Here is a 25,887-nt window from a genome sequence, read left to right as displayed (position 1 = left end):
CGCAAAGCTCTAGCATCGGCGATACCAGGCGGCAACTTCAGAAAAAGGAAGACCGATGCCAAGCCCCGTTTCCCAAACACCTGCTGCAGCTCCGGATGCCGCTGTCGCTCACTTTGCCGCCAAGCTCGCTTTCGAAACCGACTGCTCGGATGTGCATGCCGCCTTTGCGGCCGGCAACGTCGATTTCGTTCTCCTCGACGTGCGCTCGCCGCAGCTCTTCGCGGAATCCCATATTCCCGGCGCCATCAACCTGCCGCACGGCAAGATGACGGCGCACCGAATGTCGGCATGGGCAAGCGATACACTCTTCGTCGTCTATTGCGCCGGCCCGCATTGCAACGGCGCCGACAAGGCCGCCTTCCGCCTCGCCAATCTCGGCCTCCAGGCCAAGCTGATGATCGGCGGCATGACCGGATGGGCCGATGAAGGCTTCGCCTTCGAACAGGGCGTCCCTGCTGCCGCATGATGGCCTCCCGTCTCCCCCTGCAATTATGGCAACGGGGAGAAGGAAAATCGTGACCGTCAGAACTCGACGACCACCTTGCCGAAAGGCCCGCGATAGAGATGATCGAGCGCCTCAGGGAATTCGTCGAAGGCATAACGCTTGTCGATCACAGGCTTCAGCCCGGTCTGGTCGATTGCCCGCACCAGATCTTCAAGCGCACGGCGATGGCCGACGGAAATGCCCTGCACAACAGGCGCCTTGAGCAGCAACGGGCCGGCCGGGCCGGAAACCTCGAATCCCTCGAACACGCCGATGACGGAAATGCGGCCATTGATCGCCACCGCCTTCAGCGCCTGGCCGAGATGTGGGCCGCCGACGATCTCAAGCACGTGATCGGCCCCGTAGCCGCCGGTCAACTGATAGAGTTGTTCCACCCAGTCGCCCTCATGGCGATTGATCGCGTGATCGGCGCCAAGGGCAACGGCGCGGCCGAGCTTCTCGGCGCTGCCTGATGTGATGAAGACCTCCGCACCATGCGCCTTGGCGATCTGCAGACCGAAGAGCGCCACCCCGCCGGTGCCTTCCACCAGCACCTTGTCGCCGGCCTTCAGACCGCCGCGTTCGATCAGTGCGAACCAGGCAGTCAGCCCGGCGCAGGGCAAGGTGCTCGCCTGCGCCGCATCCAGCGTGTTAGGCGCGCGTGAATACCATTCTTCGGAAAGCACGGTGTATTGCGAGAGGACGCCGGGATAAAAGCCGCCGCGCGTCTTGTAAGGCGGCGTGCGCGCATCGCCTAACCCGCGTCCGTCGATCCAGTCGGGCGAAAACGTCGAGATGACCCGATCGCCCGGCTTGAAACGGCTGACCTCCGGTCCGACTGCCTCGACGACCCCCGCCATATCGGAAGCCGGCACGAAGGGAAACTGCAGCGGCAACCCCATGCCGCTCTCCATCACCAGCCGGTCGCGGAAATTGAGCGAAACGGCTTCCGTCCGGACCAGAATCCTGTTTCCCGAAACCGGTTCGAGCCTCCGCTCGCCGATCGTCAGCTGGCGCTCCGGCCCAACCGCGTCGATCTGCCATTGCCGTGTTGTTTGCATTGCCTTGCTCCTTGTTCATTGCAGGGAGGACAAGGATATCGTTGAATATTTCGCACCAGTTGCGATATTAATTCACCAGAATGGTTCCAAAGAGGAAACAAATGGAACAGCTGAAGGGTATCTCGATCTTTGTCGAAGCCGTTGAGGCAGGTGGCTTTTCGGCTGCCGCCGAGCGGCTCCATCTCACGCGTTCGGCCGTCGGCAAGACGATCGCACGTCTGGAACAGCGTCTCGGCGTGCGCCTCTTCAACCGTACGACACGCATGCAGAGCCTTACCGAGGAAGGCCGCTTCTTCTACGAGCGCTGCCTGCGGGCGGTCGAGGAAATCCGGCTCGGGGAAGCCATGCTGGAATCCGGCCGGCGTGACGTGCGCGGCCGATTGCGCATCTCGATGCCCGTGCTTTTCGGCCGCCACTGCATCGCGCCGATCCTCGCACGCCTGCTCGATGAACATCCGAACCTCGAACTCGACCTTTCCTTCAACGACCGTATCGTCGACCTGCTCGAGGACGGGTTCGATCTTGTCATCCGCAACGGGCCGCTGAAGGACAATCCGGATCTGATGGCCCGGGCGATCGCGCGCCAGCGCATGACGGTCTGCGCATCGCCCGCCTATCTGGAAAAACATGGCGCACCGCAGACGGTCTTCGATGTTCCGAGGTATGAGGGCATCGTCTACAGGCGGGGCGATGATGACAAGGGTTGGATCTTTCCGACTGCGACTGATCCCGGGCGGCGGCTGGTGCCAAAGGCGCGACTGCGGCTCGACGACCTCGCTTCGATTTCCGATGCCGCCGTCGCCGGGCGCGGTCTTGCCTGGCTGCCCTGCTGGCTGGTCCGCGAGGAGGTGCTGGCAGGCCGGCTCATTCAGGTATTGAAGCACGAACCGCCCAATATCTCCGATGCCCATGCCGTTTGGCTCCGCTCACCGGTCATGCTGCCGAAGGTGCGGCTCGCGATCGATACGCTCGCTGCGGGACTGCCGGCAATGATGGGCTGAAGCGCTCGACGTCGATCTTGGCGATGAGATGAGTTTCGGGATTGTCGATCGACTGGCTGCTGACGGCGTGCCCTTCGTTTTCGCCAGGGGGTATGGGGAGGGCATCACTCAGGCGAGTAGCCACTCCGACGCGCCCGTGCTGCAGAAGCCTTATACGATGGAGGGCATGACGCATATTCTTGCCCGGGTGCCGCTTCCGAGGAGAGGGTAAAGCCTCATCCTCCAAGGGAATCCGGTCGCAGCCCACCGATGAAGAGCTGTTCCAGAAACCGCGCCGCATCCTCGAAGCGCCCCTCACCCGAATGTTCCTGCCCCAGCACGGCACGCACCTGAACGTCGAAATCCGCGTAATGCTGCGTCGTCGACCAGATGGAGAAGATCAGGTGATAGGGATCGCATTTGACGATCTTGCCTGATTTCGCCCAGGCGCGGATGACCTCCGCCTTCTCGTCGACCAGTTCCTTCAGCGGCCCCTTCAACTCGTCTTCGATATGTGGCGCGCCCTGCAGCACCTCGTTGGCGAAGAGCCGGCTCTCGCGGGGAAAATCGCGGGCCATCTCCAGCTTGCGTCGGATGTAGCTGCGGATTTCTTCTTCCGGATTACCCTCGGCGTCGAAAGCCCGTAACGGCTCCAGCCAGGTATAGAGCACCCGGTCGATCAGCGCCCGGTGCATGGCTTCCTTGGTGCGGAAATAATAGAGCAGGTTGGGTTTCGACATGCCGGCCACTTCGGCAATCTGGTCGATTGTCGAGCCGCGAAAGCCGCTTGCCGAAAACACATCGAGGGCAGCTTCCAGGATCTGCTCTTCCTTCTCTTCCTGGATTCGCGTCCGCCTCAGGGTTTTCGCTGCTCTCGGTATTGTCACAGGCTGTCGTTTCCCCTTGAAATTCAACTTCTTCGCTCAAGTTTGCGTTGGGGACGACCCTCGCCGCTTCCTTGAGCAACTGCCCGCATTTTTATCGGCAATTTTCGTGATTTTCGTCTTGAGCCCGGCGGTGGAAGTTGTAATGTTTACCAATCGGTCAAATTATCCGTCAGATGTAAAACAAAGGCAACTGGCGATTTTCCGGCGCTCGACAAAACCAATAAGGGGGCGCAGGAAAGGACCACGGGAACGAGCGGGCATGCCTCTTTGCATGACCGCTGCAAACAGGTGAGGGCATAAAGAATGGTGGCAGCACCAGGCGAGAACATGCGCGTCAATGGCGACCGTCTCTGGGACAGTCTCATGGACATGGCGAAGATCGGCCCCGGCATAGCAGGCGGCAACAACCGCCAGACGCTGACGGATGCCGATGCGCAGGGCCGCAGCCTCTTCAAAAAATGGTGTGACGATGCCGGTTTGACCATGGGTGTTGACCGGATGGGCACGATGTTCGCCACCCGCCCCGGCACCGATCCCGATGCCTTGCCGGTCTATGTCGGCTCGCATCTCGACACCCAGCCGACCGGCGGCAAATATGACGGCGTGCTCGGCGTGCTTGCGGCCCTCGAAGTCGTGCGCACCATGAACGATCTCGGCATCAAGACCAAACATCCGATCGTCGTCACCAATTGGACGAATGAGGAAGGCGCGCGTTTTGCCCCTGCCATGCTGGCGTCAGGCGTCTTCGCCGGCGTGCACAGCCTGGACTTTGCCTATAATCGCAGGGACCCCGAGGGCAATCTGTTCGGCGACGAATTGAAGCGTATCGGCTGGGTCGGCGACGAAGAGGTCGGCGCCCGCAAGATGCACGCCTATTTCGAATATCACATCGAGCAGGGACCGATCCTCGAAGCCGAGGAAAAGCAGATCGGTGTCGTCACCCATTGCCAGGGCCTCTGGTGGCTGGAATTCACACTGACCGGCAAGGAAGCCCATACCGGCTCGACGCCGATGAACCTGCGCGTCAATGCCGGCCTTGCCATGGCCCGCATCCTGGAAATGGTCCAGGACGTGGCGATGGGCGAACAGCCGGGTGCCGTCGGCGGCGTCGGCCAGGTGTTCTTCTCGCCGAATTCCCGCAACGTGCTACCCGGCAAGGTGGTCTTCACCGTCGACATCCGCTCGCCCGACAAGGAGAAGCTCGACCGCATGCGGGCAAAGATCGAGGCAAAGGCGCCTGAGATCACCAATGCACTCGGCGTCGGCTGTTCCATCGAGGCGATCGGCCACTTCGAACCGATCACCTTCGATCCGAAACTGGTCACGTCGGTGCGCGAAGCCGCCGAGCGGCTCGGCTACAGCCACATGAACATCATCTCCGGCGCCGGCCACGACGCCTGCTGGGCCGCCAAAGTGGCACCTGCGACGATGGTCATGTGCCCCTGCGTCGGCGGGCTCTCGCATAACGAGGCTGAAGAAATCTCCAAGGAATGGGCGATGGCGGGCGCCGATGTGCTGTTTCATGCGGTGGTCGAGACGGCGGAGATTGTGGTGTGATGGCTTATGTCGAGCCCGGAGCCCCCTCATCCGCCCTTCGGGCACCTTCTCCCCGAGGGGAGAAGGGGGAGGCCGCGACGTCTACCGATCCCTTCTCCCCAGCGGGGAGAAGGTGGCCCGAAGGGTCGGATGAGGGGGCTCCGGGCGCGACGAAAATTATCAAGCAGGATATCCGGAAACATCGCATCAACAAGACCGACCAGGCCAGAACGCTTCGCCGCAACGAAACTGAAGAGGAATACCACCTCTGGAGCGACCTCCGCGCCCGCCGCTTGAACGGCTATAAGTTTGCAAGGCAAGTTCCCCTCGGCCCATTCATCGTCGATTTCCTCTGTCGTGAACAGCGATTGATCGTCGAATTCGACGGCTTCCAGCATGCTGATAGCACGTCGGATCAGCGCCGAACTGAATGGCTCAATGTGAATGGCTATTCCGTCCTACGCTTCTGGAATCGGGAAATCTCGCGCGAACGTCGCTCAGTACTCGAAACGATTCTAGCTGCCTTGCAGGGCCGGATCGAGGTCAGCTCAGAACTGCTCGGCTTCTATTCGCCGGCCCAAACTGCAGATAAGAACGGGGAATGATCATGACCACAGTCATCAAGAACGGCACCATCGTCACGGCCGACCTCACCTACAAGGCTGACGTGAAAATCGACGGCGGCAAGATCATCGAGATCGGGCAGAATCTCTCGGGCGACGAGACGCTGGATGCCACCGGCTGTTACGTCATGCCCGGCGGCATCGATCCGCACACTCATCTCGAAATGCCCTTCATGGGCACCTATTCCTCCGACGATTTCGAAAGCGGCACGCGCGCCGCCCTTTCCGGCGGCACCACCATGGTGGTCGATTTTGCCCTGCCCGCTCCCGGCCAGTCGCTGCTCGAAGCGCTGACCATGTGGGACAACAAATCGACCCGCGCCAATTGCGATTATTCCTTCCACATGGCAGTCACCTGGTGGAGTGAGCAGGTCTTCAAGGAGATGGAGACCATCGTCCGCGACAAGGGCATCAACACCTTCAAGCATTTCATGGCCTATAAGGGCGCGCTGATGGTCGACGATGACGAGATGTTCGCCTCTTTCCAGCGTTGCGCCGAACTCGGCGCGCTGCCGCTGGTGCACGCCGAAAACGGCGATGTTGTCGCCTCGATGTCGGCAAAGCTGCTCGCCGAAGGCAATAACGGCCCCGAGGCGCACGCCTATTCCCGCCCGGCCGAAGTCGAGGGCGAGGCGACCAACCGCGCCATCATGATCGCGGACATGGCCGGCTGCCCGGTCTATATCGTCCACACCTCTTGCGAACAAGCGCACGAGGCGATCCGCCGTGCGCGCAGCAAGGGCATGCGCGTCTATGGCGAACCGCTGATCCAGCACCTGACGCTCGACGAGAGCGAATATTCCAATCCCGACTGGGATCATGCGGCCCGCCGGGTGATGTCGCCGCCCTTCCGCAACAAGCAGCATCAGGATTCGCTCTGGGCAGGTCTCGCCTCCGGCTCGCTGCAGGTCGTCGCCACTGACCATTGCGCCTTCACCACGGCGCAGAAGCGCTTCGGCGTTGGCGATTTCACCAAGATCCCGAACGGCACCGGCGGCCTCGAAGACCGCATGCCGATGCTCTGGACGCATGGTGTCAACACCGGGCGGCTGACGATGAACGAATTCGTCGCCGTCACATCGACCAACATCGCCAAGATCCTCAACATCTATCCCAAGAAGGGCGCGATCCTTGTCGGCGCCGATGCCGATATCGTCGTCTGGGACCCGCAACGTTCCAAGACCATTTCGTCCAAAGCCCAGCAGTCGGCGATCGACTACAACGTCTTCGAAGGCAAGGAAGTGACCGGCCTGCCGCGCTATACGCTGACGCGCGGCGTCCTCGCGATCGAGGAAGGCGCGATCAAGACCCGCCAGGGCCACGGCGAATTCGTCAGGCGCGAGCCGGTCACGGCCGTCAGCAAGGCGCTTTCCCAGTGGAAGGATATCACCGCACCGCGCAAGGTGACGCGTAGCGGCATTCCGGCAAGCGGCGTATGACGATGGCGCATGACGATACGGCCATCAATCGGGGACCGCTGCCTCTATGCCAATGACCTCACGCCGGCACCAAAGCGTCCAACTCCGGCAGAAGCACGACGCTTTCCTGCTCGTTCGGATCGGTGCGCGCGATGATCGCTGTGCACGGCGTGCTGCTGAGGTTGGCCGGCAGGTGCGGCACGCCGGCCGGGATATAGAAAAGTTCGCCGGCATGAACGATGACGTGATGCTCGAGCCGGTCTCCGTACCAGGTATGAGCCTCGCCGGAGAGCATGTAGATCGCCGTCTCGTGCGCCTCGTGCAGATGCGCCTTGGCGCGCACGCCGGGCGGGATCGTCAAAAGATGCATGCAGATGCCCTTGGCGCCGACCGTTTCGGCGGCGATGCCTGCGAAATAGCTCAGCCCCTGCTTGCCGTCATAGGCATGATTGGGGCGAACGATGTGGCAGGTGGGCTTTGATGTCACGTCCATCCTCATCCTCCATGGAGTGTGTCGTCGATAAAACCGGCGGTAATGATAGCACGCAAACCGCGTTCAAGCGGGGAAAACAAGACTGGTCGCATTGATGCAAGCACCCTCCGTCGTATCCGCCAAGGATCTCTGTCTCACCTACCAGGCCAATGATGGCCCGGTGAGTGCACTGAGCAATGTCAATCTCGATGTTCGCAAGGGCGATTTCGTCTCTTTCATCGGCCCGTCGGGCTGCGGCAAGACCACCTTCCTGCGTGTCATCGCCGATCTCGAAAAGAGCACCTCGGGCGAGATCTCGATCAACGGCATGACGCCGGAGGAGGCTCGCAAGGCCCGCGCCTATGGCTATGTCTTCCAGGCGCCGGCGCTCTATCCCTGGCGCACCATCGAAAACAACATCGCTCTGCCCTTGGAGATTATGGGCTATTCCGGCGCCGAGCGGACGCGGCGCATCGCCGAAGCGCTCGATCTCGTCAGTCTTTCGGGCTTCGAGAAGAAATTCCCCTGGCAGCTTTCCGGCGGCATGCAGCAGCGGGCCTCGATCGCCCGCGCACTCGCCTTCGACGCGGACCTGCTGCTGATGGATGAGCCCTTCGGCGCCTTGGACGAGATCGTCCGCGACCATCTGAATGAAGAGCTGCTGAAACTCTGGACCCGTACGAACAAGACGATCTGCTTCGTCACCCATTCCATCCCCGAGGCGGTCTATCTCTCGACCAAGATCGTGGTGATGTCTCCGCGACCGGGCCGGGTGACCGATGTGATCGACTCGACCCTGCCGGCCGAGCGCCCACTCGACATCCGCGAAACCCCCGAGTTCCTGGAGATTGCCCACCGCGTTCGCGAGGGACTGAGGACGGGGCACGCATGAGGAGCGGGCGCGTGTTGTTTGGCAAGACCCCTCCCCAACCCCTCCCCACAAGGGGGAGGGGCTTGAGCGCCGAATTCTTTGGCAACCTCGCTACTCATCCGCAACGGTGGAAAGAGAATTCGCCGAGCGCCGCGAGCTTGCCCCTCCCCCTTGTGGGGAGGGGTTGGGGAGGGGTCTAGATGCCACACTCAAACATCACCCTCAAAACCCGCCAAACGGCAAAACGGCTCCGCCGTGAGCTGACAAAGGCGGAGGCTGCCATGTGGGATATGCTTCGCGATCTCAGGCCGTATGGCGCCCGATTCAGGCGCGAGACGCCGATAGGCCCCTATATCGCCGATTTCGCCTGGCTTTCAGCACGACTGATCGGCGAGGTCGACGGTGACAGCCACGAGACTGCCGACGGCCGCCGCCACGATCTTGCCAGGGATGCATTCCTGCGCAACGAGGGTTTCAAAGTGCTGCGCTTCGACAATGCCCAAGTACTTGATGGACCCGATTACGTGTTTCTCACCGTCGAGAAATATGCCGCGCCATTCTTGAAGGAGCCTTTGGCATGAAACCCGACACCTTCAAGGACAAGATCGTCCCGGTCACCACCATCCTGCTGGCCCTCGTCGTCATCTGGTATGTCGCCGCCATCCTCATGAACGCGCCGTTCCAGCGCGACATGGACGGCCGCGCCGGCGTCACACCTTCGACCCTCGAATTCATCGGCAAGACGCTGGCGCAGCCGAAGCCGGTCCTGCCGGCGCCGCATCAGGTGGCGCAAAACGTCTACGAGAACACATTTCTGCGCAGCCTTTCGAGCAACCGCAGCCTCGTCTATCACAGCTGGGTAACGCTCTCCTCCACCCTGCTCGGCTTTGGCTTCGGCATGCTGCTCGGCATCCTTCTCGCCGTGCTGATCGTCCACAACCGCGCCATGGACCGCTCGCTGATGCCCTGGCTGGTGGCCAGCCAGACCATACCGATCCTCGCCATCGCACCGATGATCGTCATCATCTCCTATAACGTGCTGACCGGCGACAATGCTATTGCACATCTCCTCAATCTCGATTCCGACGCTTCCCGGCTCGTGTCGAAGGCGCTGATCTCCACCTACCTCTCCTTCTTTCCGGTCGCCGTCGGCATGGTGAAAGGGTTGCGTTCGCCTGAGATCATGCATCTCGACCTGATGCGCACCTATTATGCCAGCCCTATGCAGACTTTCTGGAAGCTGCGCGTTCCAGCCTCGATCCCTTTCCTCTTCACCTCGATGAAGGTAGCGATTGCCGCCAGCCTCGTCGGCGCCATCGTCGGCGAGTTGCCGACGGGTGCTGTCGCCGGCATCGGCTCGAAGCTGCTCGCCGGCTCCTATTACAGCCAGACCATCGATATCTGGGCGGCCCTCGTCGCCGGATCGCTGCTTGCCGGCATCCTGGTCGCGATTGTCGGCGTTGCGGCGAAAATCGTTGACCGCGCCATGGGCGGGAGGCCGGCATGAGACATTTGACCTTCACCTGGCAAGGCGTGGTTGCTCTCCTCCTCTGCATCGGAGCACTGATGGCCCTGCCGCTCCTGGCCGACGGCGCGACGCGACCCCTCACCGATGGCACGGCAAGCCTCATTTTCATCATCGTCATCGCGGCTGCCCTGCTGTCTCTAGCGCCGCAGCCGCCGGCCTATCGGGCCACCGTGCTGTTTATCGGCGCGCATGGCGCCGCCTGGATGCTGCTTTCGGCTCTTTCCGGCAACGATGGTGCGGCGACGCGGGCCTTCTTCCTGCTGCTGTTCGCCTGCTGGCTGCTTGCCTGGCGATGCGTCACCGAGCTGTCGAAAATGCAGCCCGTCAAAACGTCCGGCAAGTCGGCACTCCAGCTCCTGATCCCAGCGATCTTCGGCGCCTGGATCCTCATTCTCTGGGAGGCGGTCACGCGTGGCGCCGGCGTTCCCTTCATCCTGCTGCCGCCGCCGAGCGCCATCGGCGCGCGGTTCATGGCATCGCTGCCGATCCTCGGCGCAGACGTCAGACAGACGATCTTCAAGGCGGTGCTGATCGGTTATATCGTCGGCTGCCTCAGCGGCTTCGTCGTCGCGGTGCTGGCCGACCGCATCGCCTTCCTGCGCCGCGGCCTTCTGCCGATCGGCAACATGGTTTCGGCCCTGCCGATCATCGGCGTCGCCCCTGTCATGGTCATGTGGTTCGGCTTCGATTGGCCGTCGAAGGCCGCCGTCGTCATCATCATGACCTTCTTCCCCATGCTGGTGAATACCGTCGCCGGCCTTGCCGCCTCAGGGAACATGGAGCGCGACCTGATGCGCACCTATGCGTCCGGCTATTGGCAGACGCTGCTGAAGCTCAGGCTTCCCTCAGCAATGCCCTTCATTTTCAACGCACTGAAGATCAACTCGACGCTGGCGCTGATTGGTGCCATCGTTGCGGAATTCTTCGGAACGCCGATCGTCGGCATGGGCTTCCGCATCTCCACCGAGATCGGCCGCATGAATGTCGACATGGTCTGGGCGGAAATCGCCGTCGCGGCGCTGGCCGGCTCGATCTTCTATGGCATCATCGCCCTGACCGAACGGGCGGTGACGTTCTGGCATCCGTCTATCCGTGGTGGCTAGGCGCGCGCGGGCTCCAGAAACGGGTCCGGGCATAACTTCAGAGGGTAAGGATAAGAAAATGAGAAAGTTGATGGTTGCAATGATGGCGAGCGCGATGTCGCTTGCATCGGCCCATGCCATGGCCGCCGACAAGGTGGTGCTGCAGCTGAAATGGGTCACGCAGAGCCAGTTCGGCGGTTACTACGTCGCCAAGGAAAAGGGCTTCTATAAGGAAGAAGGCCTTGACGTCGACATCAAGCCAGGTGGCCCTGATATCGCCCCCGAGCAGGTGATCGCCGGCGGTGGCGCCGATGTCATCGTCGACTGGATGGGCGGCGCCCTTGTTGCCCGCGAAAAGGGCGTTCCGCTCGTTAACATCGCCCAACCCTACCAGAAGGCGGGCCTGGAAATGGTCTGCCGCAAGGATGGCCCGGTCAAGACCGAAGCCGACTTCAAGGGCCACACGCTCGGCGTCTGGTTCTTCGGCAACGAGTATCCCTTCTTCGCCTGGATGAACAAGCTCGGCCTGTCCACAGAAGGCGGTCCGAACGGCGTCACCGTGCTGAAGCAGAGCTTCGACGTGCAGCCGCTTGTCCAGAAGCAGGCGGACTGCATCTCCGTCATGACTTATAACGAATACTGGCAGGCGATCGATGCCGGCTTCAAGCCGGAAGAACTGACGGTCTTCAACTACACTGAAATGGGCAACGACCTTCTTGAAGACGGTCTCTATGCGATGGAAGACAAGCTGAAGGACCCCGCCTTCAAGAAGAAGATGGTCAAGTTCGTCCGCGCTTCGATGAAGGGCTGGAAATATGCCACCAAGAATCCCGACGAAGCCGCCGAGATCGTCATGGACAACGGCGGCCAGGACGAGAACCATCAGAAGCGTATGATGGGTGAAGTCGCCAAGCTGGTCGGCGACAGCTCCGGCAAGCTGGACGAGGCACTCTATGCCCGCACCGCAAAGGCGCTGCTCGACCAGAAGATCATCAGCAAGGAGCCGTCGGGCGCCTGGACGCACGACATCACCGACGCCGCTTCCAAGTAGGTTCGTCAACGCGGCGAAGCGAAACGCGCGGGAGATTTTCCGCGCGTTTCGTGTTTTTCCGTGCGAGGTGGAAAAAACGCCTTGCAGCTGTCGCATTTATCGGACGTCAAACGTCATGGGGTAAGAGCGCGATCAATCTTCGTAATGTTGACATAACCTTGCGGTGATTGATTGACGTCGGAATGGTAATTATTATCGCCTGATGGGGAATTGTTTTCTGCCGGACTTGTAGATTGAGCAAATCGATACCACCTACAAGCCGAATTTGCCGGCGAGGGATGAAGACGGCAAAGGATCGGCGGAAACCTCTGAGAATGCAGGAAGGGCAATGGCCTGATCGCGCGCTGAGTGGCAGACGCTCGAGTTCGGCCAACCTTATCATAAGATTGGACGAAGACGCATGGCACGCAAGCCGACTGGAATTCTAGGCGCCTCTACTCTTTTTGCAGCGGCACTTGCTGCATCCACCGCATTTTCGCAGGAAGCGCCGGTCGCAAAACCGCAACAGAACCTGCCGGCGATCGTCGTCACCACGGCTGTCAATCGCACCCTCGTCGACCGTGTCATCGGCACCGGAACAGTCAAACCCGTCGAAGAAGTCTATATCCAACCGCAGGTCGAAGGCCTCTCGATTCGCACCCTGAAAGCCGATGTCGGCGACAAGGTTCAGGCCGAAAGCACGCTGGCGACGCTCAACGATGACGCGCTGGTCCTGGAAAAGAGCCAGATGATGGCGACGAGGGCCAAGGGCGAGGCAAGCCTCGCCCAGCTGCGCGCCCAGCTCATCGAGGCGCAGGCCAATGCCGAACAGGCAAGGCAGCAGCAGGCCCGCGCCCAGGAAATGGTCAAGAAGGGCACGGTTTCCACCGCCCAGGTCGAACAGGCCGATGCGACTGCTGCCGCCGCCAATGCTCGCGTCGTCTCCGCCGAACAGGCGATCGAGGTCGCCGAAGCGGATCTCAAGGTCTTCGACAGCCAGATCGCCGATGCGGATTTGAAGCTGGCGCGCACCGATGTGAAGACGCCGGTCGCCGGCACGGTCTCGGCGAAGAACGCCAAGGTCGGCGCCATTGCCGCCGGCAACGGCGATCCGCTGTTTACTATCATCCGCGACGGCGATATCGAGCTTGTCGCTGAGGTCGCCGAAAGCGATGTTGTCAGGATCGAGGCCGGCCAAAAGGCAACGATTTCGCTTTCCGGCAGCCGTGAGAAACTTTCCGGCGCCGTACGCCTGGTTTCGCCGACCGTCGATCCGGTCACCCGCCTCGGCCTCGTGCATATCTCCATCGATGATGACAGCAAGGCGCGTTCCGGCATGTATGGCAGCGCCGAAATCATCGTGCGCGAGACTGAAGGCGTAGCGCTTCCTCTGACCGCAGTACTCACCGGCAACGAAGGCTCCTCCGCCCGCAAAGTCGAGGACGGCGTGGTGAAATTCGCCAAGATCGAGACCGGCATCCAGGACGGCGCCTATGTCGAGGTCGTCAATGGATTGAAGACCGGCGACGAGGTCGTAGCCAAGGCGGGCGCTTATGTCCGCGACGGCGACCACATCACGCCGGTGCGTGAACAGCCCCCGGCTTCCAACTAAAGAGACCATCCGATGAATTTCTCAGCCTGGTCCATTCGAAATCCCGTTGCGCCGCTGCTGGCCTTCTGCCTGCTGGTGTTCATCGGCATGCAGTCATTTAATTCGCTGCCGATCACGCGTTTTCCCAATATCGACGTGCCGCTCGTCTCGATCAGCGTGACGCAGAGCGGCGCTTCGCCGGCTGAACTCGAAATGCAGGTAACGAAGGAGATCGAAGACGCGGTCGCCTCCATCACCGGCATCGACGAAATCCAATCGACGGTCACCGACGGCAGCTCGCAAACGAACGTCATGTTCCGGATGGAAGTGCCGACCGAACAGGCTGTGCAGGACACCAAGGATGCGATCGACCGCATCCGCAGCGATCTGCCGGCGACGGCCGAAGCACCGATCGTCTCCAAGGTCGATGTCGAGGGACAGGCGATCCAGACCTTCGCCGTTTCCTCGCCTGCGATGTCGCTGGAAGAACTTTCCTGGTTCGTCGACGATACGATCAAGCGTTCGTTGCAGGGCCAGGCCGGCATCGGCCGTGTCGACCGTTACGGCGGCGCAGAACGCGAAGTACGCATCGAACTCACCCCTGACAAGCTCAATGCCTATGGTATCACCGCCGCCAGCGTGAACCAGCAGCTGCGCGGCACCAACATCGACCTCGGCTCGGGCCGCGGCCAGGTGGCGGGCAGCGAACAGGCGATCCGTGTTCTCGGTGACGCCCGCAACGTCGCCGACCTCGCCAATACGACCATTGGCCTGCCGAACGGCCGCTTCGTCAAACTATCCGATCTCGGCGTTATCAAGGACACTTATGAGGAGCCGAAATCCTTCTCGCGCTTCAACGCCACGCCGGTCGTTACCTTCGGCGTTTTCCGCTCGAAGGGCGCCAGCGAGGTCAGCGTCGCCGAAACCGTGGCGCAGAACCTCGACAAAGTGCGAGCCGAAAATCCCAATGTGAAGATCGAACTGATCGATGATTCGGTCTATTTCACCTACGGCAACTACGAAGCCGCCATTCATACGCTCCTCGAGGGTGCGCTGCTCGCTGTCATTGTCGTCCTCCTGTTCCTCAGGAACTGGCGTGCGACCCTGATCTCTGCAATCGCCCTTCCGCTGTCTGCGATCCCAACCTTCTGGGTCATGGACATGATGGGCTTCTCGCTGAACCTCGTCAGCTTCCTTGCTCTGACGCTCGCCACCGGCATTCTCGTCGACGATGCGATCGTCGAAATCGAAAACATCGCCCGCCACATCAAGATGGGCAAGACGCCCTATCGGGCGGCGATCGAGGCAGCCGACGAAATCGGCCTTGCCGTCATCGCCACCACCTTCACGATCATCGCTGTCTTCGTGCCCGTTTCCTTCATGCCGGGTATTCCGGGCCAGTATTTCATCCAGTTCGGCCTGACCGTCGCCTTCTCCGTCTTCTTCTCGCTGATGGTGGCGCGCCTCATCACCCCGATGATGGCCGCCTATCTCATGCGCGCCGAGGACGGAATAGAAGATCATCACGACAATGACGGCCTGCTGATGCGGGGATACACGCGTCTCATACGTGGCACGACCGGCCGCTGGTACACGCGTTATGCGACTCTGCTTGTCGCGTTCGGCTTCCTCGCCGGCTCCATTATGCTGCTGATGCAGGTTCCGGGCAGCTTCCTGCCGCCCGAAGACGCCTCGCGCATCGTGCTCTCTGTCGAGCTGCCGCCCAATGCACGGCTTGACGACACCGAGAAGACGACCGATGCGATCTATGACAGGGTCAAGGACATCAACGGCGTCGAAAGCGTCTTCGTCCTCGGCGGCGCGTCGCCGAAGGGCGATCTCGAACTGCGCCGTGCGACCATCACGCTGGCACTCGACAAGCTCGACCAATCGCTGGTCAAGAAGATGGTCAACGACGTGCTCGGCCGTATCCCCGTCATTGGCCCGAAACTGCCGAAGGTGGAGGTCCACGGCCGTGAACGCCCGCAGTGGGATATCGAAAAGGAAGTCTTCGCCAAGCTGCGTGACATTCCCGACGTCCGGATCCTGAAGCTCAATGACCGCGGCGAACGCGACCTCTCCTTCAACTTCCTTTCCAAGAACGACAAGGACCTGAACGACGCCGTCGGCATTCTGGAATCCAAACTGCGCGCCGATCCGCTGCTTGCCAATGTCAGCGCTGACGGCTCGCTGCCCCGTCCGGAACTGCAGGTTCACCCGCGCATGGATGAGGCCGCCCGCTTGGGCATTACGCCACAGCAGATCTCTGAGACGATCCGCGTTGCCACCATTGGCGATGTCGATGCCGCCCTTGCCAAGATCTCGCTCGATGATCGCCAGATCCCGATCCGCGTTCAGGCCGCACTCGACATGCGTCGCGATCTCGCGGCCATCCGGACGTTGAAGATCCAGACCGCCAGCGGCGGCACCGTTCCGCTCGCAAGCGTCGCCAATATCGACTATTCGGAAGGCGTAAGCTCGATCAAGCGCAACAACCGCAACCGCGTCGTTTCGATCGGTTCCGACCTGCCGCAGGGCGTCGCACTCGACACGGCTTCGGCCCGCTTCCGCCAGATCGTCAATGACGCAAATATCCCGGCCACGGTGCACCTTGCCGAAAGCGGCGACACCAAGGTGCAGAGCGAGATGCAGCAGAGTTTCGTCAACGCCATGTTGATGGGCCTGCTGCTGGTGCTGACGGTGCTGATCCTGCTCTTCAAGGACGTGATCCAGCCTTTCACCATCCTGTTCTCGCTGCCGCTCGCCATCGGCGGCGTCGCAGCCGGCCTGATCATCACCAGCAATCCGCTGTCGATGCCGGTCATGATCGGCATTCTGATGCTGATGGGTATCGTCACCAAGAACGCCATCCTGCTCGTCGATTTTGCAATCGAGATGCGCCACCAGGGCATGTCCCGCGTCGAGGCCATGGTCGAAGCCGGCCGCAAACGCGCCCGGCCGATCATCATGACCTCGATCGCCATGTCGGCAGGCATGCTGCCTTCCGCGCTCGGCGTCGGCGAAGGCGGCTCGTTCCGCGCGCCGATGGCGATCGCCGTGATCGGCGGCATCATCGTCTCGACCGTGCTCTCGCTCGTCGTCGTGCCCTCCTTCTTCCTGATCATGGACGATCTGTCCCGCCTGCTCGGCTGGGCTTTCGGCCGCCTGGTCGGCAAGAAGGACAACGAGGAACTGCCGCTGTCGCGCGAGGATCTCACCCGCGTCACCCGGGAGAACCGCGGCGACATCGACGCGCTGGAGGAGCGCCTGACGGCGATCGAAAAGCCGGAAGACAAACGCAAGAGCGCCAAGGGCAACGACACCAACGTGCTGCGCCTGCCGCCCTTCGCGGCGGAATAAGCAAAACCCAGGAAACGAACGGGCCGGGAGCGATCTCCCGGCCCGTTTCGTTTTCGTTCATTTCCAACGCATGTCGCGCAAAAGTGTGCAGCGGCTTTGTGCGACATGCGTAAAAACAAAGACCTGAAGCGGGCGGTGTTCGGACGACATGCTCTAATTCTTTGATTTTGATCCGGATGTTTTAGGCCGATCCGGCCTAAAATCCGGATCTAGAGTCCGCCCTGCTCCCTGAGGAAGCTGACGATCGAGCTGACGCCGTCGCCGCGCTTCATGTCGGAGAAGACGAAGGGGCGCGAAGCGCGCATGCGCGTCGCATCCCGGTCCATCACGTCGAGATCGGCGCCGACATAGGGCGCCAGATCCTTCTTGTTGATGACGAGCAGGTCCGACCGGGTGATACCCGGCCCGCCCTTGCGCGGGATTTCCTCGCCCTGGCAAACGGAGATGACATAGATGGTGATATCGGCAAGATCGGGCGAAAAGGTCGCCGCTAGATTGTCGCCGCCGGATTCGATGAAGACGACGTCGAGATCGGGGATCCGCTGGTTGAGGCCGGCGATCGCCTGCAAATTGATCGTCGCATCCTCACGAATGGCGGTATGCGGGCAGCCGCCTGTCTCGACGCCGACGATGCGGTCCGAAGTCAATGCCTGCATCCGCACCAGCGCCTCGGCATCCTCGGTCGTATAGATATCGTTGGTGACGACGGCGACGGAATAGTCGTCGCGCATCGCCTTGCAGAGCTTTTCGGTCAGCGCTGTCTTGCCCGAGCCGACTGGCCCGCCGATGCCGACACGCAAAGGTCCGTTTCTTGATTTCATGTGCCTTACTCCAATCGAACCCCGATGATAACGAAGCCGCCCGCCCGCGCCACCGTCAAATGACTTAGAGCGCTTGTTTTTCTTCGAATCACCGAAGCGCTCTATCTCTTTGTTTTCACGCAATTCCGGACGCAAAACCGCTGCGCACTTTTGCTGGAATTGCTCTCGCCGCCGCGATAATTTCGGACAATCACGAGCGGAACAGCCGCGTCGCCTGCGTCTCATGGCGCAGGCTTGCAATATCGGCCTGCACCGTCGCCGAACCCAGATCATCGAGCGTCGAGATAGCCGCCCGCCGGGCGATCTTCGCGAGGTGCTCTTCAAGGCCGGCAAGCACGACAACGCCATCCCTCTGCCCAGCGATGCCGAGGCGGATGCCTGACGAAACCGCTTGCGAGGCATAGGCGTGCAGGAAGACTGCGAGCACCTTCTCGGATCCTATGCCATGTGCACCCGCAACCGCTCCCACCGCGACAGGATAAGCGGCCTTGCCGGGCAGCCTCTCGAACACATCGTCCGGCCAAGCGCCTGCCGCCGCCAGGAAAGCCTCGCCGAGCAGCATCGTTTCCTGATGGCGCTCGCGTGATCCGGCAAGCGCCTCGGCGAGCGCGGCGATCTCGGCAAGGCGCGCGGCTTCAGCCTGGTGCCTGTGGCTTTCGGCCAGCAGCACCGCATCGTTCCAGACCGAACCATTGCCGATTAAAGTGCCGGTCCAGGCCGCAAGCGAGGCCGCATCCGTGACCAACCCGTCGGCAACCGCCCGCTCCAGCCCGCCCGAATAGGCAAAGCTGCCGATCGGAAAGGCCGGTGAGAGCCATGCCGTCAGGCGCAGCAGTGCCTGCAACTCGCGATCCCCAGTCATCAAGGCTCAGTCGTGCTTGTGGTCGTGATGTCCGTGGTCATGACTATGATCCCGTCCGTGCTCATGACCATGATCCCGCCCGTGGTCATGATCATGACCGCGATCGTGGCGGTGCTCATGCTCATGCTCGTAGCCATGTTCGTGATCATGGTCATGGCCGTGATCATGGCCGTGGTCATGATTGTGATCGTGATCATGCCCATGCGAATGCCCGCCTTGGGAATGGTAGGCGCCGCGTGCCGGCTGGAACGGCTCGTCGATCTCGAGGACGACGGCGCCGAGGCCCTGCAGCATGGTGCGGATGACATGATCGCGCAGGATGACGATGCGATCTTCCTCGATCTGGGCCGCAAGATGCCGGTTGCCGAGATGCCAGGCGAGCTCGACCAGATGGGTGCGGTCGCGTCCGCGAACCTCGAAGAGCTTCTCGTCGGCGGCGAGGATCTCGATCAGTTCGCCGTCGTCGCGCACCAAGAGGTCGCCATTGGCGAAAAGCACCGGATCCTTGAGATCGAGCATGACCATTTCGCCATTTTCCAAATGCAGCAGCTTGCGGCGCAGATGGCGCAGATCATGCGGCAGCTTGACTTGGGCGATCGGATGGGAGGAAGGGGTTCCGGCGGGAAGATAGGACGTGACGCGCTGCATGATATGTCCGTTTTGCTGAGAGGACGACCATGCAAAATAGCTCTTCCCGATGCAAGCACCAATGCCCTTTCGTCCGGGTGTGACTTTTATATTCCGTAAGCCTGCATCACGTTGTCGCTCTCCGGCCCTCTGTTCTCGCCATCGGCGCCGTTGTCGACAAGCCCGTGCCAGGCGTGATGCAGACCTTCTCGTTCGTGGACGACGCGATTGCGCCCAAGTGCCTTGGCGAGATAGAGCGCCCGGTCGGCGGAAGCATAGACCGCCTGCTTGGTGCGCCCGGTGACGAGATCGGCAACGCCGCCGGAAACAGTGATGCGGATATCGTGCCCCTCGGCTTTCATGGCGCCGCCGGCGATCCGGGCCCGGACGCTTTCGACGCGCTCCATACGCGCATCGAGCGGCTCGCCGGAGACGATGACGCCGAACTCCTCCCCACCCAGCCGTGCGACGACGGACATCTCATCGAAGGCGGATCTCAGCATGGCCGAAACGGCGATGATGACGGCATCGCCGCAGCCATGGCCGAAGCGGTCGTTGATCGCCTTGAAACGGTCGACGTCAAAAATCACCAGCGACGCATCGCCATCGGTATTCTCAAGCGCCTCGGTAAAAGCGCGCCGGTTGAGCAGCCCGGAAAGCGTATCCGTGCGGCTGAGCTTTTCGAATTCCGCCCGCGAGAGCGCGAGATCGCGCATGGCAAAGCCGGCAAACAGTGACAGCATGCCGGAAACGGTACCGCCGATCAGCCAGGAAAAGATCGCGCTGAAGCCGATTGCATGGGCGAGCGTCACCGGTAGAAGCCCGAGAAGATCGAGCGACGGCATCGTCAATGCGATAATGACTCCTGAGAGAATAACGGCAAGAAAAGCCATCTTCAGGGCGAAGACATAGACGTTTCTGCGGTATTGAAGATCGCCGAAATCGGCCTGCAGCAAAATCCAGTTTCTCATGAGAATCAACCTTCCTGCTCGGCGTTTCCAGGCATTGATAAGAGCCCAATTGCTGCGGGTGTCTTAATCGACCCGTTAAAATTCGAACGGTTCGGACGTTTCGGTGGACAGAATTTTTCTAGCAGGGGATGCAGCTTTCCAATCCCTGAATCGAACAGCGCGAAGAGACAGTTAAACGACTGATATAAAAGGGGTTCATCAGGTTTCGTGATGCAGTTGTTCCAGAATGGATTAGCTTGACAAAATACCGGGTTTTCCACCGATTTTTACAACCATATGGAGAGCGCTATTCACAATTCACTTTAAGAGCGGACCGACCCGACGGCTGCTTCAATTGTAGACCGCAACAGACAACCGCAATGTTTGTGGAAGCGGGTTCCATATGCCGGTTCGAAACCCAGCCGAGCGCAGGGCAGCGGCGGTCCAGGTGTTGCAGCCGAAGAGTGCGTTGAAGTATCCCCTGGCTTCGAAGAACCGGTCGATCTCGCCGTAACCCGCATCCGGAATCGGCACCACCGCGCCCGCGTCGCGGACGAAACTCTCGGAGATAAAATCGCGCAGCTGCGCCAATTGATCCTCACTGACATTGAATGCCGTAACGGTGGACTGCGGCTCGGTGATATGACCGGCAAGGTCCACATGCAGCACTGAACGGTCGATCGTCAGCGCGCGCAACACCGGCAGCGGCTTCAGCTCCGCCCATGTGGGAGTTTCCAGATAGAAGGCACGTCCGCCCCAGCCGATAATTAGCCACTCCGCATTCGGATGGCCGAGCGGAAAACCAGTATTGTCGAGGAAGGAAAAGGCAGCCCGCGTTTCCGCGTCGAGCGGAATGGCAATATCGGTATGGATCGGGCCCCACAGCAGCAGAATTCGATGCGTCACTGCGGCAGACGACGCCTCGACCGGCGCAATCAGCGGCCGGGGAATAAAGGTGCCGCAGGCCGCCGAGAGCACAAGCAGAAATACGATCCGCAACAACCAGCGGATACCGGTCCTCATCGAGGCCGTCCGTCGCACATGGGCGTGGGCTTAGAACAGGAAATAGCGCTGCGCCATCGGCAGCACCGTCGCCGGCTCGCATGTCAGCAATTCGCCGTTCGCCCTGACCTCGTAGGTCTCCGGATCGACCTCGATCTCGGGTGTCAGGTCGTTGTGGATCATCGATGCCTTGGAGATGCCGCCGCGCGTATTCCTCACCGCGACCAGTTCCTTGGCAACGCCGAGCCGGCCCTTCAGGCCGGCGTCAAGCGAGGCCTGGCTGACGAAAGTGACGGAGGAATTGGTGAGGCTCTTGCCATAGGAGGCAAACATCGGCCGGTAGTGTACCGGCTGCGGCGTCGGGATCGAGGCGTTCGGATCGCCCATCGGCGCGGCCGCGATCGACCCACCGAGCAGTACCATATCGGGCTTCACGCCGAAAAAGGCAGGATTCCACAGCACGAGATCGGCGCGCTTGCCGACTTCGACCGAGCCGATCTCACGGCTGAGACCGTGGGCGATCGCCGGGTTGATCGTATATTTGGCGATATAGCGGCGAACGCGGAAATTGTCGTTGTCGCCCTTTTCCTCCTTCAGCCGGCCGCGCTGACGCTTCATCTTGTCGGCCGTCTGCCAAGTGCGGATCGCCACCTCGCCGACGCGGCCCATGGCTTGGCTGTCGGACGAGATGATCGAGAAGGCGCCGATATCGTGCAGGATGTCTTCGGCGGCGATCGTCTCCTTGCGGATCCGGCTTTCGGCAAAGGCGATATCTTCGGGGATCGACGGCGACAGATGGTGGCAGACCATCAGCATGTCGAGATGCTCGGCGATGGTATTGACCGTATAGGGACGCGTCGGATTGGTCGACGACGGGATGACGTTCGGCTGGCCGCAGATCTTGATGATGTCAGGCGCATGCCCGCCGCCGGCTCCTTCCGTGTGGAAGGCATGGATGGTGCGGCCCTTGATGGCACCGATCGTATCCTCGACGAAGCCGCTTTCATTCAGCGTATCGGTGTGGATCATCACCTGCACGTCGTATTCGTCGGCAACCGACAGGCAGCAGTCGATGGCGCCTGGTGTCGTGCCCCAATCCTCGTGCAGCTTCAGCGACGTGGCGCCGGCCAGCACCATTTCGGTCAGCGCCCCTGGCAGCGAGGCATTGCCCTTGCCGGCAAAGGCAAGGTTCATCGGGAAGGCGTCGGCCGCTTCGATCATGCGCGCGAGATGCCAGGGACCGGGCGTGCAGGTGGTGGCAAGCGTGCCGTGCGCCGGTCCCGTACCGCCGCCGAGCATGCAGGTCATGCCGCTCATCAGCGCTTCCTCGATCTGCTGCGGTGCGATGAAATGGATATGGCTGTCCATACCGCCTGCGGTGACGATCTTGCCTTCGGCAGCGATCGCCTCCGTGCCGGGGCCGACGATGATGTTGACACCCGGCTGCATGTCGGGATTACCGGCCTTGCCGATCGCAAAGATGCGACCGTCTTTGAGGCCGATATCGGCCTTGTAGATGCCCGAATGATCGACGATCACCGCATTGGTGATGACCGTATCGACCGCGCCATCCGCCCGCGTCACCTGGCTCTGTCCCATGCCGTCGCGGATCACCTTGCCGCCGCCGAACTTCACCTCCTCACCATAGGTGGTGAAATCCTTCTCGATCTCGATGAAGAGCTCCGTATCGGCAAGGCGCACCTTGTCGCCGGTGGTCGGTCCAAACATGCCAGCATAGGCGGCGCGCGAGATCTTGTAGGGCATCTATCAGGCTCCTTGGGAGGAAGAGACGAGTGTTTCTCCGCCGAGCCGCTTGAGGCGGCCAGCGGCAATATAGCTATCGACAAGCTGTCGTTCGGCCGAAAACGGGTGCCATTCCCAGCCGGCGTGGCCAAAGCCGGCAAGTGTCGCCTCGGCCTCGGCATATGTGTTTAGCACCTCGGCAATGACGATCATCCCGCTGCTCGGCACGACATAGGGCGCTGGAGAAAACGCCGAAAGCGACGCATCCACGGCCTCGTGAACCGATTTGCCGATAATGACGTGCCTTTTGCCGGTGTCTGCGCAAAAGGCGCTGAACTCAGCGGTATAGTCGTCGCAAAAATCATCAAGTTCGGGATGAGAGACGGCAAGCGGCGCCCGCATCGCGGCGAATTTTTCCGGGTCGCGCACGCTCCAGATTTCGCCAGCCGAAACGACGCCCGGATGGGCGCGCCACTCACGCGAACCGAGCATCGCCTTTGCCGGCCTACCGGTGTTGCAGACCGCGACGGCATCCGTGCGGCTGCCGCCGGCGCCATAGGAGCGGCAATCATTGAAGCGGATGACAATATCGGCGGCATCGATGATGCCAGCCCCACCCTCCTCGATATCGCCATTGCCGACGATCATGATTTTTCTGATCACCCTAGTTGCTCATCGTATCTTCGAGCTCTTTCAGCTCTTTCGTGCGTTTGTCCGTAATGTTGGCGAGACACCCGGCGACCAGCATCGGCTCCATCGTGCCGCCACGGGCCTGAAAGCCAAAGGCGTCGCATTCGGCGTCGCGATAGTCGATCCAGGCGCGTTGCGCCTTGACCAGCGCCTGCTCTGCGCCCTTCATGTCGCCATCCAGGTCCTTGTCGATCGCCGCCAGGGCGGCGCGCGTCTTCTTATACTGCGCATTCAGCGCCTTGTCGGCAGTCTCGTGGCGCGCCGCCTCGCAGCCAGTCATGTCCGATTGCGTCTTGGGATTGTTGCAATCGATATCCTGAGCAGAGGCAGCACCTGCCGTCATCAGCATCGCCGCCCCGACGAGGCAGATATTCAAGCGCATGCACTTCTCCCGTATTTTGTTCTTAAAGCTTGCCCATCACCAGTTGACGGAAACCGTAGACCTCGCGCTTGCCGGAAAGCGGGATCAGCGTCACCGAGCGCGTCTGCCCCGGCTCGAAGCGCACCGCCGTCCCCGCCGGGATATCGAGCCGCTTGCCGTGTGCTACCGCGCGATCGAAGGAAAGCCCGGCATTGGTCTCGGCGAAATGATAATGGCTGCCGACCTGCACCGGCCGATCGCCCGTATTGGAAACCTCCAGCGTCACCGTCGGCGCGCCGGCATTCAGTTCGATGTCGCCGCTTGCGGCAATGATCTCGCCTGGAATCATCTCGTCCTCCTTAAGCCGCCTTGGGCGCGCAGCCCTCGGCCTTCAGTACGCGCTTCGTCGATGCCGGATTTTTGGCGAGCATCGCCGCCGGCCGAATAGGCCTCGCGACGAGATTGCCGCCGCAGTTCGGGCAGACACCCTTCAGCACGCCGTCTACGCAATCGGCGCAGAAGGTGCATTCATAGGTGCAGATCCGTGCTTCAATGCTATCAGGCGGCAGATCCTTGTCGCAGCATTCGCAATTGGGCCTGAGCTCGAGCATTCCTATCTCCTCAACGGATCGGCTCGTGCACGGTGACGAGCTTGGTTCCATCAGGGAACGTCGCCTCCACCTGCACGTCGTGGATCATCTCGGCAATCCCCTCCATCACCTGGTCGCGGCCGATCACATGGGCGCCTGCTTCCATCAACTCGGCAACCGGGCGGCCGTCGCGGGCGCCTTCGACGACGAAGTCGCTGATCAGCGCGATCGCTTCGGGATAATTCAGCTTGACGCCGCGCTCCAGCCGCCGCCGCGCCACCATCGCCGCCATCGAAATCAACAGCTTGTCTTTTTCTCTCGGAGTGAGGTTCATCGCTTGTCCATCTGCTTGATCGAATGCTGAAGTTCATAGATTCCAGACTTTCGGCACAGGCGCACCATTGCGCAAGGCGGAAATGACCGGGATCAGGATTTTTCTGAGTGAGAAGCCGTCGGCCGCTGCCAGGCGGACGACGAGCTTGCCATTCCAAGCGCTCGCACCGCCCATCGATCCTTCGACGAGCGGCCGGACCTTGCCGAGATAGGCTTCTGAAAGCGGCCCTGCATAAAACAGCGTCACAAAGGCCACCTGTCCGCCGAGCACGGCCTGCCGCGCCGCCAGCGCCGCCACGCCTTCGGAAAGTCTGAGTTCTTCGGCGTGGATCAGTTGACCCGAGCGGCGGACGCGCCAGCGGTCACGGAACAGCCCTGATATCACCGCCTCACCCATCGCCTTGCGGCCGAGCAGCACGGCTTCGACGGCCAGAAATTCGCCGCTCTCGTCAAGATCGACGTCCAGCCGGCGAAAAAGTGCGGCCCGGTCGAAGAGGATCGTTTCCTGCGGCAGCCAGTCGACGCGGGCTTGGGCTCCGACCGTGATGCTGGTCGCCACCTCGGCGATGCCGGCCGATGCCTTGTAGATCTTCTCGCAAGCTTGGGTGGTGACGTCGATGCGCGTGCCGGCACCGGCAACGACGCTCCAGGACATGCGGTCACCGCCTGTCAAACCGCCAGCAGTGTTGATGATGACGGCTTCCATGGAGGCATCGAAGGTATCGGGCAGGCGGATTTTCGCTGCCCCCTCCTGATAGAGTTCACGGATGCGCGTGCGGCCATCGAACAGCTTTGCCGCCAGATGCCCGCGCCCTTCCGCTCTTTGCGGTCTCGTGCCTGCCGCCGCAATCGTCATATCGTCCCTTTCGGTCGCGCCCCTGGTTTTCATTCAAGCGCGCGGACAGCGGAAAGCAAGCAATTCCTATGCCGCACCGGGCAGACCTTTGGCGGCGGCGGAAGGTTTTCCAGGCGCCGCGCCCTCTGC

The 25,887-nt window shown here is 61.3% G+C and carries 26 protein-coding genes and 2 pseudogenes; 13 read left to right on the top strand and 15 right to left on the bottom strand.

Translation table 11 applies throughout. The annotated features are described in order from the left end of the window. Positions 1 to 55: 55 nt before the first annotated feature. Positions 56 to 466 (top strand): rhodanese-like domain-containing protein, encoded by a 411-nt coding sequence (locus ACIPSK_RS23295; protein ID WP_162117976.1) that lies wholly within the window; start codon positions 56 to 58, stop codon positions 464 to 466. A 56-nt stretch (positions 467 to 522) separates the two neighbouring features. On the opposite strand, the gene ACIPSK_RS23290 is transcribed toward ACIPSK_RS23295, so the two are convergent. After that, positions 523 to 1,545, bottom strand: coding sequence for a zinc-dependent alcohol dehydrogenase family protein (locus ACIPSK_RS23290; protein ID WP_162117975.1), 1,023 nt, complete (start codon positions 1,543 to 1,545; stop codon positions 523 to 525). Positions 1,546 to 1,646: 101 nt separating this feature from the next. Between ACIPSK_RS23290 and ACIPSK_RS23285 the strand changes: the two genes are divergently transcribed. Both ACIPSK_RS23285 and ACIPSK_RS23280 read left to right on the top strand, forming a co-directional pair. After that, a complete protein-coding gene (locus ACIPSK_RS23285; protein WP_162117974.1) occupies positions 1,647 to 2,546 on the top strand; it encodes a LysR family transcriptional regulator in 900 nt (299 codons plus the stop codon). Between the two features lie 4 nt (positions 2,547 to 2,550). Then, a pseudogene (locus ACIPSK_RS23280) lies at positions 2,551 to 2,757 on the top strand (hypothetical protein); the annotation flags it as partial. A 4-nt stretch (positions 2,758 to 2,761) separates the two neighbouring features. Here ACIPSK_RS23280 and ACIPSK_RS23275 read toward each other — a convergent pair. Next, positions 2,762 to 3,439 (bottom strand): TetR family transcriptional regulator C-terminal domain-containing protein, encoded by a 678-nt coding sequence (locus ACIPSK_RS23275; protein WP_162117973.1) that lies wholly within the window; start codon positions 3,437 to 3,439, stop codon positions 2,762 to 2,764. Between the two features lie 276 nt (positions 3,440 to 3,715). Here ACIPSK_RS23275 and ACIPSK_RS23270 point away from each other — a divergent pair, with 276 nt between their 5' ends. The 3 genes and pseudogenes from ACIPSK_RS23270 to hydA all read left to right on the top strand — a co-directional run bounded on the left by ACIPSK_RS23270 (position 3,716) and on the right by hydA (position 7,010). After that, positions 3,716 to 4,969 carry a Zn-dependent hydrolase gene (locus ACIPSK_RS23270; RefSeq protein WP_162117972.1) on the top strand — a complete coding sequence of 418 codons (1,254 nt, stop codon included), beginning with the start codon at positions 3,716 to 3,718 and terminating at the stop codon, positions 4,967 to 4,969. Next, a pseudogene (locus tag ACIPSK_RS23265) lies at positions 4,969 to 5,553 on the top strand (endonuclease domain-containing protein). The gene ACIPSK_RS23270 and the pseudogene ACIPSK_RS23265 overlap by 1 nt, the downstream one beginning before the upstream one ends. A 2-nt stretch (positions 5,554 to 5,555) precedes the next feature. Then, positions 5,556 to 7,010 (top strand): dihydropyrimidinase, encoded by a 1,455-nt coding sequence (hydA, locus tag ACIPSK_RS23260; RefSeq protein WP_162117970.1) that lies wholly within the window; start codon positions 5,556 to 5,558, stop codon positions 7,008 to 7,010. 58 nt (positions 7,011 to 7,068) lie between these two features. Here the strand turns inward: hydA and ACIPSK_RS23255 are convergent, their stop codons facing one another. Continuing rightward, entirely contained in the window at positions 7,069 to 7,482 is a 414-nt protein-coding gene (locus ACIPSK_RS23255) for a cupin domain-containing protein (protein WP_018073737.1), read from the bottom strand. 94 nt (positions 7,483 to 7,576) lie between these two features. Here ACIPSK_RS23255 and ACIPSK_RS23250 point away from each other — a divergent pair, with 94 nt between their 5' ends. From ACIPSK_RS23250 to ACIPSK_RS23220, 7 genes are all read left to right on the top strand, one after another. After that, the gene (locus ACIPSK_RS23250; protein ID WP_003542281.1) at positions 7,577 to 8,353 is read left to right on the top strand and encodes an ABC transporter ATP-binding protein; all 777 of its coding nucleotides are present in this window, start codon (positions 7,577 to 7,579) and stop codon (positions 8,351 to 8,353) included. 179 nt (positions 8,354 to 8,532) lie between these two features. Then, the gene (locus ACIPSK_RS23245; protein WP_446532971.1) at positions 8,533 to 8,913 is read left to right on the top strand and encodes an endonuclease domain-containing protein; all 381 of its coding nucleotides are present in this window, start codon (positions 8,533 to 8,535) and stop codon (positions 8,911 to 8,913) included. Beyond that, positions 8,910 to 9,839 carry an ABC transporter permease gene (locus tag ACIPSK_RS23240; protein ID WP_064248347.1) on the top strand — a complete coding sequence of 310 codons (930 nt, stop codon included), beginning with the start codon at positions 8,910 to 8,912 and terminating at the stop codon, positions 9,837 to 9,839. Before ACIPSK_RS23245 ends, ACIPSK_RS23240 begins: the two co-directional genes overlap by 4 nt. After that, positions 9,836 to 10,963, top strand: a complete 1,128-nt coding sequence (locus tag ACIPSK_RS23235; RefSeq protein ID WP_162117968.1) for an ABC transporter permease — start codon at positions 9,836 to 9,838, stop codon at positions 10,961 to 10,963. Before ACIPSK_RS23240 ends, ACIPSK_RS23235 begins: the two co-directional genes overlap by 4 nt. Before the next feature lie 58 nt (positions 10,964 to 11,021). Continuing rightward, positions 11,022 to 11,993: an ABC transporter substrate-binding protein gene (locus tag ACIPSK_RS23230; protein WP_162117967.1), complete on the top strand. Its 972-nt coding sequence runs from the start codon at positions 11,022 to 11,024 to the stop codon at positions 11,991 to 11,993. A 400-nt stretch (positions 11,994 to 12,393) separates the two neighbouring features. Next, positions 12,394 to 13,584, top strand: a complete 1,191-nt coding sequence (locus ACIPSK_RS23225) for an efflux RND transporter periplasmic adaptor subunit (protein ID WP_017965815.1) — start codon at positions 12,394 to 12,396, stop codon at positions 13,582 to 13,584. 12 nt (positions 13,585 to 13,596) lie between these two features. After that, complete coding sequence (locus ACIPSK_RS23220; protein WP_162117966.1) at positions 13,597 to 16,923, top strand: efflux RND transporter permease subunit; 3,327 nt, start codon at positions 13,597 to 13,599, stop codon at positions 16,921 to 16,923. A gap of 209 nt (positions 16,924 to 17,132) precedes the next feature. Here ACIPSK_RS23220 and ureG read toward each other — a convergent pair whose 3' ends face one another. From ureG to ACIPSK_RS23160, 12 genes are all read right to left on the bottom strand, one after another. Then, on the bottom strand, positions 17,133 to 17,744 hold the full coding sequence (gene ureG, locus ACIPSK_RS23215) for an urease accessory protein UreG (protein WP_017965817.1): 612 nt from the start codon (positions 17,742 to 17,744) through the stop codon (positions 17,133 to 17,135). Between the two features lie 190 nt (positions 17,745 to 17,934). Beyond that, positions 17,935 to 18,606, bottom strand: a complete 672-nt coding sequence (locus ACIPSK_RS23210; RefSeq protein WP_162117965.1) for an urease accessory protein UreF — start codon at positions 18,604 to 18,606, stop codon at positions 17,935 to 17,937. 6 nt (positions 18,607 to 18,612) lie between these two features. Further along, complete coding sequence (gene ureE / locus ACIPSK_RS23205; protein ID WP_017965819.1) at positions 18,613 to 19,254, bottom strand: urease accessory protein UreE; 642 nt, start codon at positions 19,252 to 19,254, stop codon at positions 18,613 to 18,615. Between the two features lie 86 nt (positions 19,255 to 19,340). Continuing rightward, positions 19,341 to 20,204, bottom strand: coding sequence for a GGDEF domain-containing protein (locus tag ACIPSK_RS23200; protein WP_162117964.1), 864 nt, complete (start codon positions 20,202 to 20,204; stop codon positions 19,341 to 19,343). A 330-nt stretch (positions 20,205 to 20,534) separates the two neighbouring features. Continuing rightward, positions 20,535 to 21,206 (bottom strand): TIGR02117 family protein, encoded by a 672-nt coding sequence (locus tag ACIPSK_RS23195; RefSeq protein WP_162117963.1) that lies wholly within the window; start codon positions 21,204 to 21,206, stop codon positions 20,535 to 20,537. 30 nt (positions 21,207 to 21,236) lie between these two features. Continuing rightward, positions 21,237 to 22,949, bottom strand: a complete 1,713-nt coding sequence (gene ureC, locus ACIPSK_RS23190) for an urease subunit alpha (protein WP_162117962.1) — start codon at positions 22,947 to 22,949, stop codon at positions 21,237 to 21,239. Between the two features lie 3 nt (positions 22,950 to 22,952). Beyond that, positions 22,953 to 23,576 carry a Urease operon accessory protein gene (locus tag ACIPSK_RS23185; RefSeq protein ID WP_162118040.1) on the bottom strand — a complete coding sequence of 208 codons (624 nt, stop codon included), beginning with the start codon at positions 23,574 to 23,576 and terminating at the stop codon, positions 22,953 to 22,955. 16 nt (positions 23,577 to 23,592) lie between these two features. Next, a complete protein-coding gene (locus tag ACIPSK_RS23180; protein ID WP_162117961.1) occupies positions 23,593 to 24,000 on the bottom strand; it encodes a lysozyme inhibitor LprI family protein in 408 nt (135 codons plus the stop codon). Positions 24,001 to 24,022: 22 nt separating this feature from the next. After that, entirely contained in the window at positions 24,023 to 24,328 is a 306-nt protein-coding gene (locus ACIPSK_RS23175; RefSeq protein WP_003561953.1) for an urease subunit beta, read from the bottom strand. Between the two features lie 10 nt (positions 24,329 to 24,338). After that, positions 24,339 to 24,590: a DUF1272 domain-containing protein gene (locus tag ACIPSK_RS23170; protein ID WP_018493803.1), complete on the bottom strand. Its 252-nt coding sequence runs from the start codon at positions 24,588 to 24,590 to the stop codon at positions 24,339 to 24,341. A 10-nt stretch (positions 24,591 to 24,600) separates the two neighbouring features. Beyond that, entirely contained in the window at positions 24,601 to 24,903 is a 303-nt protein-coding gene (locus ACIPSK_RS23165) for an urease subunit gamma (protein WP_003561955.1), read from the bottom strand. Between the two features lie 33 nt (positions 24,904 to 24,936). Next, positions 24,937 to 25,758 carry an urease accessory protein UreD gene (locus tag ACIPSK_RS23160; protein ID WP_162118039.1) on the bottom strand — a complete coding sequence of 274 codons (822 nt, stop codon included), beginning with the start codon at positions 25,756 to 25,758 and terminating at the stop codon, positions 24,937 to 24,939. Positions 25,759 to 25,887: the final 129 nt, after the last annotated feature.

Source organism: Rhizobium sp. LARHSG275, from assembly GCF_052871115.1.
This window is presented reverse-complemented; position numbering and strand designations above follow the sequence as displayed.